Genomic DNA, 16,800 nt, shown 5'->3' with positions numbered 1-16,800 from the left:
ATTCTGGACTTCAAACAATTTTCAACTTTAGAGTGCGTGACACAAACGGATATCTCGCGGGAGGAGATCAGCCGTTGAATCGAGATGAACTGCGGTTGGCCGCTCAATCGAAGCTGGAAGACGCCAAGATCCTCTTCGCGCACAAACGAACCTCAAGCGCGTACTACCTGTGCGGATATGCCGTGGAACTGGCGCTCAAGGCTTGTATCGTACAGCAGATCATCTCCGAAACGCTTCCCGACAAAGCTCTCGTCAGGAGTGTCTATTCTCATGATTTTCCCACCCTGGTAGGGCTGGCAGGGCTCTCGCTTGAACTCAAAAGCAAGCTTGAGGCCGATCCAGCATTTTCCGCAAGTTGGGCGATTGTCCGCGAATGGCTTCCCGATGCACGCTACAGGGCTTATACTCACGCTGAGGCTCAAACACTGATTGAAGCGGTGGAGCATCCCGAAAGCGGAGTTCTCAAATGGATCACACGTTTCTGGTGACGAAGGGACAGAAACTTGTCGAGCTTCTGGACGCCACGCCGGTAAAGCCGCAGGCTGCGCTATGGGTACATTCTCCGGATAATGATCGCTGGAAGCTCTGGATCGTTCCAGACCGATCGATGCGGAACAAGAGAGCCTTTTATCAGATCGTGGCCGAAACCATCGGCGCGAGCGAATACCTTACGGGACTGGACGCTAGCTCAACCGAATTCGTGCACGAAGAGCATCCCGCAATCCAGAGCATGCGCAAGACGATCAGGGTTTCAGGCACAAGTGAAATTCATTTTTCCGCGAACATGCTCAACGGCTATTATCTGCCCGAAAGCATCGTCCTGAGAATGGACGGTGCGAAGCAAAGCCCCGCAGCAGCTTAAGCCGCACTCCACAGACAACGCGTCACAGAAAACTCTGCGGATCGATGTCCACCTGCACCCGCACCGAGCCGCGCGGCCTTGGCCCTCCCTTGATCATGTCGCGCAGGAAGCCCTGAATGTCCGAGCGGCGCGTGCCGTGAACCAGCAGCCTGAACCGGTGTCGCCCGGCCACCAGCGCCAACGGCGCTTCGGCAGGGCCGAGCACATCCACTTCATCGGCGCGAGGTGCTGCTTGTCGCAGCCCCCGGGCATGGCTTTCGGCCTCCTGCCGCGTGGCCGCGCTCACGATGATCCCGGCAAGCCTGCCAAACGGCGGAAGCCCCGCCCGTTCCCGCTCGGCCATCTCGCGCTCGTAGAATGCCTCCGCATCACCCGTCACGATCGCCCGCATCACGGGATGCTCAGGCTGATAGGTCTGCAGCAGGCCGAGGCTCTTGCGCCCCGTGCGGCCCGCGCGGCCCGTCACCTGCGCCAGAAGCTGAAAGGTGCGCTCCGCCGCGCGCGGGTCGCCATTGGCCAGCCCCAGATCCGCGTCGATCACACCCACCAGCGTCATGCCGGGAAAATTGTGCCCCTTGGCCACAAGCTGGGTGCCGATGATGATGTCGGCTTCCCCTTTGGCGATGGCCTCCAGTTCCAGCCGCAGCCGCTTCACGCCCCCCATCATGTCGGATGACAGCATGATGGTGCGCGCATCGGGAAAAAGCTGGTCCACCTCTTCGGTGATTCGCTCCACCCCCGGCCCACAGGCCACCAGATGATCGAGGGTTCCGCATTCCGGACAGGCTTCCGGGCGCGGCTCGTTGTAGCCGCAGTGATGGCAGACAAGCTGCCGCCGAAAGCGATGTTCCACCAGCCAGCTCGAACAGTCGGGACATTGAAACCGATGCCCGCACACCCGGCACAGCGTCAGCGGCGCATAGCCACGACGGTTGAGAAACAGAAGCGACTGCTCACCTCTGGCCAGCGTCTTCTTCATCTCCTCGATCAGAACCGGCGAGAGAAACCCGCCACGCTCTGGCGCCGCCTTGCGCATGTCGATGGTGGCGAGCTCCGGCAGAGCCGCATCAGCAAAGCGCGAGGACAGCACGATCCGCTCATAGCGGCCCTGATTGGCGTTGACCCGGCTTTCCAGCGATGGCGTTGCAGAGGCAAGCACCACCGGAAAGCCGCCAATGTGCCCACGCACCACGCCCATGTCGCGCGCATTGTAGAAAACACGGTCTTCCTGCTTGTAAGCCGGATCGTGCTCCTCATCGATCACGATCAGCCCAAGCTCGCGAAAGGGCAGGAACAGCGCCGAGCGGGCCCCCGCCACCACCCGCAATTGCCCCTCCGCCACCTGCCGCCAGACACGCTCGCGTTTCTTCGGCGCAAGGTCGGAGTGCCATTCGGCGGGCTTCGCACCGAACCGGTCGTGAAAGCGCTCCAGAAACGCCTGTGTCAGCGCAATTTCGGGAATCAGGATCAAAACCTGCTTGCCGCGCTCCAGCGCCGCAGCCACTGCCTCGAAATAGACCTCCGTCTTGCCCGAACCCGTCACGCCGTCGATCAGCGTCACGCTGAAGGCATCGGTGCCGGCCTTTTCCCGCAGGCGTTCGGCGGCCTCGGCCTGCCCATCGGTCAGCGTCGCGCGTCCGAATGTCGGATCGGGCAGAGCCACCACCGGGCGCGGCGGGATTGAAACCGTCTCGAACACACCCTGCGAACGCAGCCCCTCGATCACGCTGGCGGAAACGCCCGCCGCATGGGCGAGCCCCGCCTTGGTCCATGCCTGGCCGTCGGCGGCCATCTCCAGCACGCGTTCACGGGCTGCCGTCAGCCGGTCGGGGCCCATCCCGTCGACAAGCCGCAGCCCCTCGGTCGGCGGTTCGGGATCGAACGCCGCCGGCGCACGCAACAGCATGCGCGCCACCATGCCGGGCGGCGAGAGCGTGTAATTGGCAACCCAGTCGACGAACCGGCGCATCTCTTCGGGGATCGGCGGACAGTCGAAGACCCCGGCAATGGCCCGAAGCTTTTTCGCCGCCACCGCCTCGCCCGGCCCGTCCCAGACAATCCCCGCCACCTCACGCGGCCCCAGCGGCACACGCACGATGGAGCCCGGCTCCACGCGCATGCCCTCTGGCACCGCATAGGAGTAGGGCCGCTCGGCCGGCATTGGCACCATGACCGGAACAACGGAGCTCATTGGCGAATCTTTTGTCATCGGGCGTGACCTTGCCCTGTTCTTGCATTAGAGCAAAGACCGAACATATGGAGGATGGAAGTGCATCCTCTCAATCCCCGCCTTCGGACTGCCTAAGGAGTTTGCCATGAAGTTCTTCGTCGACACCGCCGACGTCAATGAAATCCGCGAATTGAGCGACACCGGTCTGCTCGATGGCGTCACCACCAATCCGTCGCTGATCATGAAGTCGGGCCGCGACATCATGGAAGTGACGAAGGAAATCTGTGACATCGTCGATGGCCCGGTTTCCGCGGAAGTGACCGCAACCGACTTCGAAGGCATGATGAAAGAGGCAGAGATTCTCTCCAAGATCGCAGACAACATCTGCATCAAGGTGCCGCTCACCATGGATGGTCTCAAGGCCTGCAAGGCGATCACCTCTTCGGGCCGCCTCGTCAATGTCACGCTCTGCTTCTCGGCCAATCAGGCGCTGCTTGCCGCCAAGGCTGGCGCCACCTTCATCTCGCCCTTCATCGGCCGTCTCGACGACATGGGCATCGATGGCATGGACCTGATCGCTGAGATCCGCACGATCTACGACAATTACGATTTCAGCACCGAAATCCTCGCTGCCTCGATCCGCACCGTAAACCACGTGAAGCAGGCTGCCCTGATCGGCTCCGACGTGGCAACCGTGCCGCCGTCCGTTTTGAAGGCGCTGGTCAAGCACCCGCTCACCGACAAGGGCCTGGAAGCCTTCCTCGCCGACTGGGCGAAGACCGGCCAGAAGATCGGCTGAGGCTTCTGACGCTGAAAACATCGGTGCAGGAAATTCACTGGCATCGAAGCCCCTTCTCCCCGCCCGCGGGGAGAAGGTGAGGATGAGGGGCCGGCGCCAGCAACAACAGCATGCGCGCCCTTCTTCTCCGAAAACTGATTTCTACCGTCGCACGCCAATCGGCACGCTCGCCGCAAATCCTAGAAGGTCGCGTCCGGGTCTTCGCGCAGCCGGTGCACGGTATGTTCCTGAAGGCGCGCGGCCACATCCGCCGGTTCTCCCTCACCCAGCGCGTCCGGCATGATCGGTTTGCCGATCACCATGCTGATCGCCCGGCCCTTCTTGTTCAGAAGCTCATGGAACAGCGTCATGTCGCGCAGCTCATTCGAGTAGCGCGAGAGCAGATAGAACAGTCCCGAATTGCGCGCCGTCATGTTCATCGGCACGACTGGCACCTGATAACGCCGCGCCAGTGCGACCACGGAAGGCTGCCAGGGCCGCTCGGTCAGCTTGTCCTTGTTCCAATAGGCTATGCGCCCCGAGGGAAAAAGCACGATGGCCTTGCCGGCGTTGAACGCCTTGGCGGTCATTTCCAGCGTGTCGCGGCTCTTGGCATGGGATTTCTCTCCAGCGCGCCATTCCACCGGAATGATCAAATCGCGGAAGCGCGGATTGACACGCAGGGCATCCCGGTTGGCAAAAAACGCCATATCCGGGCGAGGCGCTTTCATCATGTCGTAGACGGCTATCCCGTCCGCAATGCCTGTCGGGTGATTCGGTGCGAGGATAAAACCTCCCGAAGCTGGTATGTTCTCCAGCCCGCTCGCGGAGATTTCCAGCGAAAGGAGCCGGCTGATGTATGCGAATGCATCCCAGCCCGATAATTCAGCGACCTCGTCGGCCATGACCACGGCCTGCCGATAGTGCAGGAAGCGGTAGAGAAAAGGTTGGGCCAGCGGCCAGAGCACGTTTTGCGAGAGATGCGTGGTCCGCTCGGCAATGAGCTGATCCACCACATGAGGCGTTTCGGGCGCATAGACATCACGACCGAGAACGCGGCTGCCAAGAACCGCAGCGACCGAGGTCAGCGTCGTATGCAAAGCCATGGACGAAGTGCTCCCTGAAGCATTTCGGTTCTGGTCATGACCGTCATCCCGCTCCTTCGTCTTGCCGGAAGAAGAACTTCCACGAAAATTGGGCAACATTCAGAGATCACGCCTCACAGGCTGTTTCACCGAATACTGTGACGACGCAATGACACGAATGCAATATTGCAATGCCAATTTGCAACGAAACCGCGCATTCAAAAAACCACGGTTACAAACCGTTGCCAGATCGTGCCAGATCCTGCCCCAGCGCAAGACGCAACTGCTCGGCAAGCTCGCGCGCAGCGCGATTCTCCGCATCGCGCTCGGCGCGCAGGGCAGCAAACTCCTGCCGGGGAACGTCATACGCAGAGGAAATCTGACGGCGTCCCTTGGCAACCACCTGGCCGGTGCCGCTTTCGGTCAGGGTGTAGCCCGCGGTCATGGTGAGAAGACTGGAGGTCGGCTCATTGTCTGTACGCACCTGAACACGCGCCGCCGCGGAACTGGATCGCGTCACGGCAAGCTCAAGAGCGTAGCGTGCGTTCGATGGTTGTCCGGCACCACCATTGAGCAGGAAAATCAGATGATTGCGAACTTCCTGCCCATAACGCGTATCAACGGGCGCGATAGCGATGGATGATAGGGCAGGCGAAGATGAAAAGCTGCCTTCCGTTGCATCCGGCGTCGCCATCAGGGGGCGCACCGTGCAACCGGACGCCACGGCCAGTGAAAGTGCCAGACCGGCCAGCATCGAAACGCGAAACGTCGGGTTCAAGCTTTCCCCCTGTTTTCCAAACAGCATCAGTCGACGCCCCACCCCATCATGCAACAATGTTAACAATGCGCTGCGGGACGACGATCACCTTGCGCGGCTGCGCGCCGTTCAGCGCCTTCTGGACGAAGTCCAGCTGGAGCACCGCATCTTCGACGGCAGATTGATCTGCGTCGCGCGCAATTGTCAAATCACCACGTTTCTTGCCGTTGATCTGCACCGGCAGGACAATCTCGTTATCCACGACAAGCGCCGGATCGAATTCCGGCCAGGCACTTGCCGCGACCAGTCCTTCACCGCCGATTGTTGCCCAGCATTCCTCGGCCAGATGCGGCATGAAAGGAGCGACCAGGTGAATGAGGATCTCAACGGCCTCACGCGCGGCACTTTTCGACGCATCACCAGCGTCCGCCAGCGCAGACAGCGGCTCCTGCAGATCGTTGACGAGCTGGTGAATGCGCGCGATGGCACGGTTGAACGCCAGTTTTTCAATGTCCCCGCCCACGGCCTTCAAGGCCTTGTGCGCCGCCTTCGACGTTGCAACGGCAGAGCCCTCATGAGCTGCCTTAGGCGCCACACCGCGGACATGCTCGGCAGCCTCTGAAACAAGCCGCCACACGCGCTGCACGAACCGATGCGCACCGGTCGCGCCATCGTCCGTCCATTCCACGTCGCGCTCCGGCGGGGAATCGGACAGCATGAACCAGCGCGCGGTATCCGCGCCGAAGGACTCGATAATGTCCTCCGGACTCACCGTGTTCTTCTTGGATTTCGACATCTTTTCGAGCGAGCCGATCGATGCAGGCTCACCCGTGGCGATCTCCACCGCCTTGCGGCCATCGCCCGAGCCTGTGATTTCCACCTCGTTCGGAGCCAGCCAGCGGCCATCCGATGAACGATAGGTCTCGTGCACCACCATGCCCTGCGTGAACAGGCCCTTGAAGGGCTCGGCCACATCCAGATGGCCCGTCGCGCTCATGGCGCGGGCAAAGAAGCGCGAATAGAGCAGATGCAGGATCGCATGCTCGATGCCACCGATATACTGGTCGACCGGCAACCATTCATTGGCGGCCTTCGGATCGGTCGGGTCATTCTCCCAGGGCGCGGTGAAGCGGGCGAAATACCAGGACGAATCGACGAACGTATCCATCGTGTCCGTCTCGCGCCGGGCATCGCTGCCACATTTCGGGCACTTCACATGCTTCCATGTCGGGTGGCGGTCGAGCGGATTTCCGGGACGGTCGAACTCGATGTCGTCGGGCAGCTTGACCGGCATGTCGGCCTTCGGGACCGGAACCACACCGCAATCGTCGCAATGGATCATCGGGATCGGGCAACCCCAGTAGCGCTGGCGCGAAACGCCCCAGTCGCGCAGGCGGAAATTCACCTTGCGCTCGCCCACCGGTCGGCCATTGATCGTCTGAGAGGAGAGGCGCTTTGCCACCTCCTCGAACGCCGCCTTCGGCTTCATGCCATCGAGGAAGCGCGAATTGATCATCACTCCGTCATCCGTATAGGCCTCTTCGGTGATCTGGAAACTCGCGGCATCCGCGCCCTCCGGCATCACCACCGGCGTCACCGGCAGGCCGTATTTGTTGGCGAAGTCCAGGTCGCGCTGGTCGCCCGAAGGGCAGCCGAAAATCGCGCCCGTGCCATAATCCATCAGCACGAAATTGGCGACATAGACCGGCAGCGTCCATTCCGGATCGAAAGGATGACGCACGCGCACGCCCGTGTCGAAGCCCTTCTTCTCCGCCGTTTCCAGCGCCGCAGCCGAGGTGCCCATGCGGCGGCATTCTTCGCAGAATGCGGCAAGCTCGGCATTGCCGGCAGCCAGCGATTTTGACAGCGGATGATCGGCGGCAATTGCCATGAAGGACGCGCCAAACAGCGTGTCGGGCCGGGTCGTATAGACCTCCAGCTCGTTCACGCCCTCAGGCGCCGTCTCTTCGGCAAACGCCCAGCGGATCAGCATGCCTTCCGAACGGCCGATCCAGTTGCGCTGCATCAGGCGCACCTTTTCCGGCCACTGGTCGAGATCGTCGATGGCATCGACCAGATCCTGCGCGTAATCGGTGATCTTGAAGAACCACTGCGCCAGCTCGCGCTGTTCCACTTCCGCGCCGGAGCGCCAGCCGCGACCGTCGATCACCTGTTCGTTGGCAAGCACGGTCTGGTCCACCGGGTCCCAGTTGACCTTGGAGGTCTTGCGCGTCACCAGCCCCTTCTCGAAGAAGTCGACAAACAACATCTGCTGGCGGTGATAATAATCCACGTCGCAGGTGGCGAACTCGCGGCTCCAGTCGAGCGACAGACCGAACGTCTTCAGCTGATCGCGCATCACCGCGATGTTCTGATAGGTCCACTCCTTGGGGTGCACCTTGTTCTGCATCGCCGCGTTTTCTGCCGGCATGCCGAACGCGTCCCAGCCCATCGGGTGCAGAACATTGTAGCCCTTGGCGCGCTTGTAGCGCGCGACCACGTCGCCCATCGTGTAATTGCGCGTGTGACCGATGTGAATGCGCCCGGATGGATAGGGGAACATCTCGAGCACGTAGTATTTCGGCCGCCCGTCATCATTGCTGGCCTCGAACAGCTTTGCCTCGTCCCAGGCTTTCTGCCAGCGGGGTTCTGCGACACGGGGATTGTAACGTTCGGTTGCCATGGCCGGATTTTCACAAGATAAGAAGCGGAAATGATGTTGGCGGACCTTCACCATGGTTTCGCCGAAGCGTCAACTCCAAGAGGCCTTTTTGGAAGAGGGATCAGCGAACCGATGAGCCACGCCGTCGAGAATCTGCAGGATGTCAAAGCGAAGATCGCAGCAGCGGAGAAAGCCGCCGCCCGCTCAGGCGAGCCCGTCACGCTGGTCGCCGTTTCCAAGACCTTCGATGCAGATCAGATCCGCCCGGTCATCGAGGCCGGCCAGCGGGTTTTCGGCGAAAACCGTGTCCAGGAAGCCCAGGGGAAATGGCCCGGCCTCAAGGAAGCCTTCCCCGACATTGAGCTGCGCCTGATCGGCCCGTTGCAGTCCAACAAGGCCGCCGATGCCGTCGCCCTGTTCGACGTGATCGAGAGCGTCGACCGCGAAAAGATTGCCCGCGCGCTCTCGACCGAGATGCAGAAACAGGACAGGCACCCGCGTCTTTATGTCCAGGTCAACACCGGCCTCGAAGAACAGAAAGCCGGCATCGACCCGCGCCAGGCCGTCACCTTCGTCAAACATTGCCGCGAGGAATACGGCCTCGCCATCGAAGGGCTGATGTGCATCCCTCCGCTTGATGAAAACCCCGGCCCGCATTTCGCACTGCTGAAAAAGCTCGCCGCCGAAGCCGGAGTCGAGAAATGCTCCATGGGCATGTCCGGTGACTATGAAAAGGCCATCGCTTTCGGCGCCACCAGCGTGCGTGTCGGATCCGCGATCTTCGGCGCGCGCTGAGATTTCAGGCGCCTGCTGCCGAACGCCCCGTCCCACGTACAACAATCACAAGAAAAAGCAGCGCAGCGAGCAGGATAAGAACCGATCCCGCTTTCGCCAGCCCCTCGCCTGTTCCCGAAATCGCGAAAACGATGCCCGGCACGATGACGATCACGCCGATTTGGGCGAGCAGCACCTGCAGCTTGGCAAGCCGGCTCGCCGCCGCCTCCGGCACCAGAGTGTAGAACGCGCCGTAAAGCGCTATCGTCACCCAGCCCAGAAGGTTCAAATGCCCATGCGCCGGCGAAAACGTGTGATCGTCCGACGCCGACATGTAAATTCCGAAAACCATTCCAAGCACCGCATAAAGCGGAGCCGTAATCCAGCAAACCCTCGCAAGCCCGTTCATAGCTGCCCCTTCCGCCAATACACGCGGCCACTGGAACGATCGCGCACCGGTTCCGCGTCTGATCATTGCAAACACGGCAGTTTACACCCGCGACTGAAGGTTAGGAATATAGGCACAATGGCTGCCCGAATTAGGCGATCTTGACCTTCTCGGCCAGAAAATCGAGGAATGCCCGGACGCGGGTCGGCAGGAATTTTCCGTGTCCGACATAGACCGCATAGACACCTTCGCGATCGCCCGGATTGAAATCCTCCAAGAGCGGCACCAGCCGCCCCGCGTCAATGTCCGGCTGGATGTGCCAGCGGGCATGGCGGGCGATGCCCGCGCCCGCCAGCGCCATCAACCGCATGGCCTCACCGTCACTGACAAGCGTGCCGGCAGTGGGCGGGATGCTGCTTTTCAGCCCCTCCGGTCCGATGAAGGGCCACCCTTCATGAATGCGCGAAAAGCAGAAGCCAAGCAACGCGTGGCCGGCAAGGTCGGCCGGGCTCTCCGGTCGTCCATGTACTTCCAGATATGAAGGCGCGGCCACGACGGCCATGCCGCTATCACCAAGCTTGCGCGCGATCAGGCTCGATTCGGCGAGCGCTCCGGCACGGATGGCAACATCCGCCCGCTCCTCGATCAGATCGATCACCCGGTCCGTCAACACCAGATCCACCACCACATCCGGATAGCGGGCCGTGAATTCTGGAAGCAGCGGGATCAGCCGGTTCTGGCCGAAAGGCACGTTCGAGTTGACTCTGAGGCGCCCGCGCGGCGCGGATCCCGCCGCAGCTTCCTGCTCAGCCGCCTGGATATCCGCCAGAATGCGCACACCGCTTTGATAGAAAGCGCTTCCCTCCGGGGTTATCTGAAGCCGGCGCGTGGAGCGACGCAGCAGCCGCGTTCCAAGCCGGGCCTCGAGCCGCGCCACCAGCTTGCTGACGGCGGACGGCGTCATCTTCAGATCGCGCGCTGCGGCGGAAAAACTCTGCAATTCCACCACCCGCACGAACACTTCGATCTCACCGGAACGGTTTATGTCGACACGCGCCATTTATGAATTGAATTCCATGATGATTTTATTTTTCGAAGCCTAATTCATCAATCGGCAGACGTCCATCTAAACGCAAGTGATCAATCCAAATTCGCCCTTTCGCAACGACAAGAGCCTTTGACATGCCCCTTGCACTCTACGCGCTGACCGCCGGCGCTTTCGGCATCGGCGTTACCGAATTCGTCATCATGGGTCTGCTTCTGGAGGTGAGCGCTGATCTTGATGTCACCATCTCCGCAGCCGGTCTCCTCATTTCCGGATATGCGCTCGGCGTGGTGGCCGGCGCGCCCATCCTGGGCGCTCTGACCGGGCGCTGGTCCCGCAAGACCCTGCTGATCGCCCTGATGGTCATCTTCACACTCGGCAACCTCGCCTGCGCGCTTGCGCCCAACTACTGGGCCCTCATGGCCGCGCGCGTGCTGACGGCCTTTGCACACGCATCCTTCTTCGGTGTTGGCTCCGTGGTGGCCACTGGCCTTGTCTCCCCCGACAGGCGTGCCTCGGCTATCGCCATCATGTTCACCGGCCTCACCGTGGCAAACATTCTCGGTGTGCCGTTCGGCACCTGGCTCGGTCAGGCTTTCGGTTGGCGCTCCACATTCTGGGCCGTCACGCTGGTGGGCCTTGCAGCCCTGGCCATCATTGCCGCCTTTGTTCCACGCGACGATGCTTCCGCTGGTGAGGACGACAGCGGAAACACGCTCGCCGTGCTGGCCCGCCCGCAAGTGCTTCTCGGCCTTCTGACAACGGTGCTGAGCTGGGTCGGCGTGTTTGCTGCCTTCACCTATATCGCGCCAATCCTCACACGCATCACCGGCTTTTCAGAAAGCGCGGTCTCACCCATCCTGCTCGTCTTCGGCGGCGGCCTCATCGCCGGAAACCTCATCGGCGGGAAATTCGCCGACCGATGGCTCGGACCGGCCGTTCTCGGCTCGCTTGCCCTGCTCTCTGCAGTCCTTTTCGTCATGAGCTTCGCCGTCCACGAAAAGGTCACCGCCGTGATCGCCATCGGGGTGTTCGGTGCTGCCGCCTTCGCCACCGTGCCGCCCCTGCAGATGTGGGTGCTCGAAAAAGCCGAGGGCGCCGGGCAGGGCCTCGCCTCCTCCTTCAACATCGCCGCCTTCAATCTCGGCAATGCGATCGGTGCCTGGCTGGGCGGCGCGGTGATCGACCGCGGCCCGGGCCTTGGTGCCGTCATCTGGATCGCCGGCCTTGTGCCCATGGCGGCTTTCGCTGTCGCTTTCGCCGCTCAGCGCATGGAGCACCGGCGCACAACGCGGGAAGCCGTCTGCGACCCCGCCACATCCTGACCTTTCATCCTCTATCCAACCAGGGAGCAAACCATGGAATACAGAAATCTCGGCGCATCGGGCCTCAAGGTTCCGGTCTTGAGCTTCGGCACGGGGACCTTCGGCGGCACTGGCCCCCTGTTCGGGGCTTGGGGCACCACTGACGCGAATGAAGCCCGCCGTCTCATCGATATCTGCCTCGATGCAGGGCTCAATCTCTTCGATACGGCGGATGTCTATTCAGACGGCGCTTCCGAAACGGTTCTGGGCGAAGCGATCAGGGGCCGGCGTGATGCGGTGCTGATCTCAACCAAAACAGCCTTGCCCATGGGCGAGGGTCCGTCCGATGCCGGCACCTCACGGGCCCGTCTCGTTCGCAGTGTCGACGCGGCCCTGAAACGCCTCGGAACCGACTATATCGACCTCCTGCAACTGCATGCCTTCGATGCCGCGACGCCGGTCGAGGAGGTTCTGTCGACCCTCGACGATCTCGTGCGTGCCGGCAAATTGCGCTATCTCGGCGTGTCCAATTTTTCCGGCTGGCAGGTGATGAAGTCGCTGGCGGCCGCTGAGCGTCATGGCTGGCAGCGCTATGTCGCTCACCAGGTCTACTATTCGCTGGTCGGTCGCGACTACGAATGGGAATTGATGCCGCTCGGCCTCGATCAGGGTGTCGGCGCGCTGGTCTGGAGTCCGCTCGGCTGGGGCCGGCTTACCGGCAGGATCCGTCGTGGCGTTCCCCTCCCCGAGGGCAGCCGCCTGCACGATACGGCCAGCTTCGGCCCGCCCGTTGACCAGGAACAGCTTTATCGCGTGGTGGATGCGCTGGAGGACGTGGCCGAGGAAACCGGGAAAACGGTTCCACAGATAGCAATCAACTGGCTTACACGCCGGCCGAGCGTCTCCTCCGTCATTGTCGGTGCACGCAACGAGGAGCAGCTACGCCAGAATCTCGGCGCTATCGGCTGGTCGCTGTCGGATGAGCAGATCGCGAAGCTGGATGCGGCAAGCCTCACCGATGCCGCCTATCCCTATTTCCCCTACCGGCGGCAGGAGGCGTTCGCCCGCCTCAGCCCGCCCGCCGTCTGACCCCGCGATGCAACCGGGCATGGAGTGAGGAGGAGGCTCCATGTCCGGCAGCGGCCTGCCCCGAAAGGCATCAATGCAGGACAAGCTCTCCGGCCACGCTGCGCCACTCACTTGGCGAGATCAGCTTGCGATGCGTGTAGGTCACTGAATGAAGCGGGCCGTCCAGCGTCGAGTTCCAGAAATCGATGAACCGGTAAAGCGCCGGAAAATCCGGTGCGGTGTCGTAGTGCTGCCATAGAAAACTCTGCAAGATCGTCGGATGATCAGGCAGATGATAGAGAAATTCCGCCGTCGTCAGCCCATAGCCCCGGAGCATCAGCTCCATTTCGCCCGTCTGCTGCATGTGCTTCCTTTCCGAATCGGTTCCGGACTGAAAAATTGTGCGGTGAAAATACACCGCCGTCCAGTGAGACCTTGTCACGTGAGCGTAAATTTATCGTGTAAATACATATTGTTAGCAGCCGGCTCACGCGGATACTAACGCTGTTGGCCCATGCGATTCCGCTCGTTCAGCTGCTGCCACCAAATGTCTAATGTTGTAGCGGAAGGCAGAATGGTAATAATGCGCGCGAGCCAGCGGGAGCTGTGTTGGAGAACGCAGATCAGAGCCCGGCAAGCGCATATCCGGAGGAGGAAAAATGTCCGAAGTGCATGTTCACCGCGTCAAATCCGCGTGGAAGAAAAACGCGCTCATCGACAATGAGACGTATCTCAAATGGTACAAGGACAGCGTCAAGGATCCGGAGAAGTTCTGGAAGAAGCACGGCAAGCGCATCGACTGGTTCAAACCCTACACCAAGGTGAAGAACACCTCGTTCAAGGGCAAGGTCTCCATCAAGTGGTTCGAGGATGGCATCACCAATGTCGCCTACAACTGCATCGATCGCCATCTGAAGAAGCGCGGCAACCAGACCGCCATCATCTGGGAAGGCGACAATCCCTACGACGACAAGAAGATCACCTATAACGAGCTTTACGAGCATGTCTGCCGGCTCGCCAATGTGTTGAAGGCGCGCGGCGTCAAGAAGGGTGACCGCGTCACCATTTACATGCCGATGATCCCGGAGGCGACCTATGCAATGCTCGCCTGCGCGCGCATCGGCGCGGTGCATTCGGTCGTGTTCGGCGGGTTCTCGCCCGATTCGCTCGCCGGCCGCATCGAGGACTGCCAGTCCGATTTCGTCATCACCGCGGATGAAGGCCTGCGAGGCGGCAAGAAGATCCCGCTCAAGGAAAACACCGACAAGGCCGTGGCGCTTGCCGAAAAGGCGGGCGCGAAAGTGCGTCATGTTCTCGTCGTTCAGCGCACCGCCGGGAAGATCGACTGGTCCGAGGGCCGCGACCTCTGGTATCACGAGGAAACCGCCAAGGCGAAGCCGGACTGCAAACCGGAAAAGATGAAGGCGGAAGACCCGCTTTTCATCCTCTACACCTCCGGCTCCACCGGCAAGCCCAAGGGCGTGTTGCACACGACAGGCGGCTATCTCGTCTACGCCTCGATGACGCATGAATATGTGTTCGACTACCATGAAGGCGACGTTTACTGGTGCACCGCCGATGTGGGCTGGGTCACCGGCCACAGCTACATCGTCTACGGGCCACTCGCCAATGGCGCCATCACCCTGATGTTCGAGGGCGTGCCCAACTATCCCGACGCCTCCCGCTTCTGGCAGGTGGTCGACAAGCACAATGTCAACATTTTCTACACCGCTCCCACCGCGATCCGCGCCCTGATGGGCGCCGGCGACGAATTCGTCACCCGCGCCTCGCGCAAGTCGCTGCGCATTCTGGGTTCCGTCGGCGAGCCGATCAATCCGGAAGCCTGGGAGTGGTACTACAACGTCGTCGGCGACAAGAAGTCGCCCATCGTCGACACATGGTGGCAGACCGAGACCGGCGGCATCCTCATCACACCGCTTCCCGGTGCCACGGATCTCAAGGCGGGGTCCGCCACACGCCCGTTCTTCGGCGTCCAGCCGCAGCTCGTGGATGGCGAGGGGCAGGTGCTGGAAGGTGCAACCAGCGGCAATCTGTGCATCACCGATTCCTGGCCGGGCCAGATGCGTTCCGTCTACGGCGATCACGAACGCTTCGTCCAGACCTACTTCTCCACCTACAAGGGCAAATATTTCACCGGTGATGGCTGTCGCCGCGACGAGGATGGCTATTACTGGATCACCGGACGCGTGGATGACGTTATCAACGTGTCAGGCCACCGCATGGGCACGGCGGAGGTCGAATCCGCGCTGGTCAGCCACGACAAGGTGTCGGAAGCTGCCGTTGTCGGCTATCCGCACGATGTGAAAGGCCAGGGCATCTACTGCTATGTGACCCTCATGGCCGGCGAGGAAGGTTCCGAGGCGTTGAAGAAAGAGCTTGTCGCCCATGTGCGCAGCGAGATCGGGCCAATCGCTTCACCGGACAAGATCCAGTTCGCGCCCGGCCTGCCGAAGACGCGCTCGGGCAAGATCATGCGGCGCATCCTGCGCAAGATCGCCGAAGACGATTACGGCGCGCTTGGCGATACGTCCACACTCGCCGATCCCGCCGTGGTCGATGATCTGGTGGAAAACCGCCAGAACAAGAAGGGCTGACAATCCTGAGCGTCGCGCAGCTCGCGCGGCGTTTTTCGTTTACCTCTTGCAGGAAGGCGGTATCGCCTCCACATTGGTGGTGTCGTCAACGAACCGAAAGGAGGTGATCCAATGTCGAGTGATTTCCGTTCAAGCGTGGTCTCGATGGATTGCCTTCGCGGGGAGCAGTCTTCCCGCTGAAGCGCATGAAGCGCGGATGGACTGCCTTTGCAGCCCAGCCATGACCGCGTGAGAATTCGAAAACACGGGGCCGTTCCTTCGGGGACGGCCTTTTGTTTTGAGGCAGGGTTCCGTGTTTGAAAAGAAGGCGTTGGTCCCTAATCCCCCTGCCGGGACCTTCTCGAGCATCGGACCCAAAAGCGGAAATCCGGCTTTCGGTCATCCCAACGTTGCATCACGTTCTTTGTGCACCCGGGTGACACAGGGCTATCCAATGGGAAGGCGCTGACTTCGAAGCCCCTTCTCCCCGTGTACGGGGAGAAGGTGAGGATGAGGGGCGAGCGCCGACGCATCCGCAAATCACGCCACCATCAACAAACGAACGAAACCCGCCGCCCGCCGCCATAGGCCGCCACCAGCCGGGCATCCAGCAGACGCGATGCAACGTCTCCGCCCGGTTCCGTCGCCACGTCGGCAAGCACCCGTCCGTAATACTTGCCGCCGCTGATGTCGCTTATCCAGACAGACCCTTCGGCGAGCAAGCGCTCGAGCGCTATGCGTGCCTCGCGCGCCGCAGCCTTCTCGGCAGCGCAGCGGCTTCGCATTTCGGGCGCATCGACGCCGCGAATGCGCACCCCCACCGTAATGCGCTGGCCGGGCCAGACATGGGCTTCGGCCACAAAAGTATCGCCGTCGATCACACGCAGAACACGGGCTTCCACCGGACCTGAAATCATGTCTCTGCGTGCGGCAAAGGCTGCTGGTTGCGCGCTCAGCGCACAGGCAAACAACAGTGAAAACAGAGGTCTGGAGATGAGGGGGCGCATAAGAGGAATATATTCCTCTAAACTGAAACGCGCAACCTGAAATCAGAAGTCGGTGGCGATGCCCTTCACTTCCCAGTCGCCATAGCGCGCCGGGTCCTGTCCGCCGCGTCCGCCCAGCTCCTTTGGTGCCTTCGCAGCCTCGGCCTCATAGGCCTTGCGCCGTTCCTCGGCTTCCGCCAGTGCGCGCCTTGCCGCAGGCGTCAGTGCCTTCTTCGGCTGCTCTGCCTGTCTGTCCGTCTCGTCTGTCACGGCAAATTCCTCTCGAAAACGGGGAAATATTGAATACACGAACCGTGTTCCCCATCA

General features: G+C 61.4%; 16 protein-coding genes. 7 read left to right on the top strand and 9 right to left on the bottom strand.

Features of this window, described 5'->3' with window-relative positions; translation table 11 throughout:
* The first annotated feature begins 74 nt into the window (after positions 1-74).
* Both AC2CHD_RS16700 and AC2CHD_RS16695 read left to right on the top strand, forming a co-directional pair.
* Positions 75-488 (top strand): HEPN domain-containing protein, encoded by a 414-nt coding sequence (locus tag AC2CHD_RS16700; RefSeq protein ID WP_229449669.1) that lies wholly within the window; start codon positions 75-77, stop codon positions 486-488.
* A complete protein-coding gene (locus AC2CHD_RS16695) occupies positions 467-862 on the top strand; it encodes a hypothetical protein (protein WP_229449668.1) in 396 nt (131 codons plus the stop codon). The genes AC2CHD_RS16700 and AC2CHD_RS16695 overlap by 22 nt, the downstream gene beginning before the upstream one ends.
* A gap of 22 nt (positions 863-884) precedes the next feature.
* Here the strand turns inward: AC2CHD_RS16695 and AC2CHD_RS16690 are convergent, their stop codons facing one another.
* Complete coding sequence (locus tag AC2CHD_RS16690; protein WP_484554565.1) at positions 885-3,071, bottom strand: primosomal protein N'; 2,187 nt, start codon at positions 3,069-3,071, stop codon at positions 885-887.
* 106 nt (positions 3,072-3,177) lie between these two features.
* Here AC2CHD_RS16690 and fsa point away from each other — a divergent pair, with 106 nt between their 5' ends.
* The gene (fsa, locus tag AC2CHD_RS16685) at positions 3,178-3,831 is read left to right on the top strand and encodes a fructose-6-phosphate aldolase (protein ID WP_065816969.1); all 654 of its coding nucleotides are present in this window, start codon (positions 3,178-3,180) and stop codon (positions 3,829-3,831) included.
* Between the two features lie 179 nt (positions 3,832-4,010).
* On the opposite strand, the gene AC2CHD_RS16680 is transcribed toward fsa, so the two are convergent.
* The 3 genes from AC2CHD_RS16680 to leuS all read right to left on the bottom strand — a co-directional run bounded on the left by AC2CHD_RS16680 (position 4,011) and on the right by leuS (position 8,335).
* Positions 4,011-4,916, bottom strand: a complete 906-nt coding sequence (locus tag AC2CHD_RS16680; RefSeq protein ID WP_484554564.1) for a 1-acyl-sn-glycerol-3-phosphate acyltransferase — start codon at positions 4,914-4,916, stop codon at positions 4,011-4,013.
* A gap of 211 nt (positions 4,917-5,127) precedes the next feature.
* Complete coding sequence (gene lptE / locus AC2CHD_RS16675; RefSeq protein WP_484554563.1) at positions 5,128-5,673, bottom strand: LPS assembly lipoprotein LptE; 546 nt, start codon at positions 5,671-5,673, stop codon at positions 5,128-5,130.
* A 46-nt stretch (positions 5,674-5,719) separates the two neighbouring features.
* Positions 5,720-8,335, bottom strand: coding sequence for a leucine--tRNA ligase (gene leuS, locus AC2CHD_RS16670; protein WP_484554562.1), 2,616 nt, complete (start codon positions 8,333-8,335; stop codon positions 5,720-5,722).
* A 111-nt stretch (positions 8,336-8,446) separates the two neighbouring features.
* Here leuS and AC2CHD_RS16665 point away from each other — a divergent pair, with 111 nt between their 5' ends.
* Positions 8,447-9,109, top strand: a complete 663-nt coding sequence (locus tag AC2CHD_RS16665) for a YggS family pyridoxal phosphate-dependent enzyme (protein ID WP_484554561.1) — start codon at positions 8,447-8,449, stop codon at positions 9,107-9,109.
* A 4-nt stretch (positions 9,110-9,113) separates the two neighbouring features.
* Here the strand turns inward: AC2CHD_RS16665 and AC2CHD_RS16660 are convergent, their stop codons facing one another.
* Positions 9,114-9,497 carry a hypothetical protein gene (locus AC2CHD_RS16660; RefSeq protein ID WP_484554560.1) on the bottom strand — a complete coding sequence of 128 codons (384 nt, stop codon included), beginning with the start codon at positions 9,495-9,497 and terminating at the stop codon, positions 9,114-9,116.
* 130 nt (positions 9,498-9,627) lie between these two features.
* Positions 9,628-10,536, bottom strand: coding sequence for a LysR family transcriptional regulator (locus AC2CHD_RS16655; RefSeq protein ID WP_484554559.1), 909 nt, complete (start codon positions 10,534-10,536; stop codon positions 9,628-9,630).
* A gap of 122 nt (positions 10,537-10,658) precedes the next feature.
* Here AC2CHD_RS16655 and AC2CHD_RS16650 point away from each other — a divergent pair, with 122 nt between their 5' ends.
* Positions 10,659-11,846: an MFS transporter gene (locus tag AC2CHD_RS16650; RefSeq protein ID WP_322340305.1), complete on the top strand. Its 1,188-nt coding sequence runs from the start codon at positions 10,659-10,661 to the stop codon at positions 11,844-11,846.
* Positions 11,847-11,879: 33 nt separating this feature from the next.
* Positions 11,880-12,914 carry an aldo/keto reductase gene (locus AC2CHD_RS16645; RefSeq protein ID WP_484554558.1) on the top strand — a complete coding sequence of 345 codons (1,035 nt, stop codon included), beginning with the start codon at positions 11,880-11,882 and terminating at the stop codon, positions 12,912-12,914.
* Between the two features lie 70 nt (positions 12,915-12,984).
* On the opposite strand, the gene AC2CHD_RS16640 is transcribed toward AC2CHD_RS16645, so the two are convergent.
* Positions 12,985-13,257 carry an usg protein gene (locus AC2CHD_RS16640; protein ID WP_229449657.1) on the bottom strand — a complete coding sequence of 91 codons (273 nt, stop codon included), beginning with the start codon at positions 13,255-13,257 and terminating at the stop codon, positions 12,985-12,987.
* Positions 13,258-13,552: 295 nt separating this feature from the next.
* Between AC2CHD_RS16640 and acs the strand changes: the two genes are divergently transcribed.
* Positions 13,553-15,508 carry an acetate--CoA ligase gene (acs, locus tag AC2CHD_RS16635; RefSeq protein ID WP_484554557.1) on the top strand — a complete coding sequence of 652 codons (1,956 nt, stop codon included), beginning with the start codon at positions 13,553-13,555 and terminating at the stop codon, positions 15,506-15,508.
* Between the two features lie 530 nt (positions 15,509-16,038).
* Here acs and AC2CHD_RS16630 read toward each other — a convergent pair.
* Both AC2CHD_RS16630 and AC2CHD_RS16625 read right to left on the bottom strand, forming a co-directional pair.
* Positions 16,039-16,404 (bottom strand): thermonuclease family protein, encoded by a 366-nt coding sequence (locus AC2CHD_RS16630; protein ID WP_484554556.1) that lies wholly within the window; start codon positions 16,402-16,404, stop codon positions 16,039-16,041.
* A 132-nt stretch (positions 16,405-16,536) separates the two neighbouring features.
* Positions 16,537-16,743, bottom strand: coding sequence for a DUF1674 domain-containing protein (locus AC2CHD_RS16625; RefSeq protein WP_229449654.1), 207 nt, complete (start codon positions 16,741-16,743; stop codon positions 16,537-16,539).
* Positions 16,744-16,800: the final 57 nt, after the last annotated feature.

It is taken from the genome of Nitratireductor sp. ATLC21 (genome assembly GCF_057196525.1).
This window is presented reverse-complemented; position numbering and strand designations above follow the sequence as displayed.

Bases quoted from the DNA above. Each gene is read 5' to 3' on its own strand.
- AC2CHD_RS16695 (WP_229449668.1), top strand. From the start codon at position 467: ATGGATCACACGTTTCTGGTGACGAAGGGACAGAAACTTGTCGAGCTT.
- AC2CHD_RS16690 (WP_484554565.1), bottom strand. From the start codon at position 3,071: ATGACAAAAGATTCGCCAATGAGCTCCGTTGTTCCGGTCATGGTGCCA.
- fsa (WP_065816969.1), top strand. From the start codon at position 3,178: ATGAAGTTCTTCGTCGACACCGCCGACGTCAATGAAATCCGCGAATTG.
- AC2CHD_RS16680 (WP_484554564.1), bottom strand. From the start codon at position 4,916: ATGGCTTTGCATACGACGCTGACCTCGGTCGCTGCGGTTCTTGGCAGC.
- leuS (WP_484554562.1), bottom strand. From the start codon at position 8,335: ATGGCAACCGAACGTTACAATCCCCGTGTCGCAGAACCCCGCTGGCAG.
- AC2CHD_RS16665 (WP_484554561.1), top strand. From the start codon at position 8,447: ATGAGCCACGCCGTCGAGAATCTGCAGGATGTCAAAGCGAAGATCGCA.
- AC2CHD_RS16660 (WP_484554560.1), bottom strand. From the start codon at position 9,497: ATGAACGGGCTTGCGAGGGTTTGCTGGATTACGGCTCCGCTTTATGCG.
- AC2CHD_RS16655 (WP_484554559.1), bottom strand. From the start codon at position 10,536: ATGGCGCGTGTCGACATAAACCGTTCCGGTGAGATCGAAGTGTTCGTG.
- AC2CHD_RS16650 (WP_322340305.1), top strand. From the start codon at position 10,659: ATGCCCCTTGCACTCTACGCGCTGACCGCCGGCGCTTTCGGCATCGGC.
- AC2CHD_RS16645 (WP_484554558.1), top strand. From the start codon at position 11,880: ATGGAATACAGAAATCTCGGCGCATCGGGCCTCAAGGTTCCGGTCTTG.
- AC2CHD_RS16640 (WP_229449657.1), bottom strand. From the start codon at position 13,257: ATGCAGCAGACGGGCGAAATGGAGCTGATGCTCCGGGGCTATGGGCTG.
- acs (WP_484554557.1), top strand. From the start codon at position 13,553: ATGTCCGAAGTGCATGTTCACCGCGTCAAATCCGCGTGGAAGAAAAAC.
- AC2CHD_RS16630 (WP_484554556.1), bottom strand. From the start codon at position 16,404: ATGATTTCAGGTCCGGTGGAAGCCCGTGTTCTGCGTGTGATCGACGGC.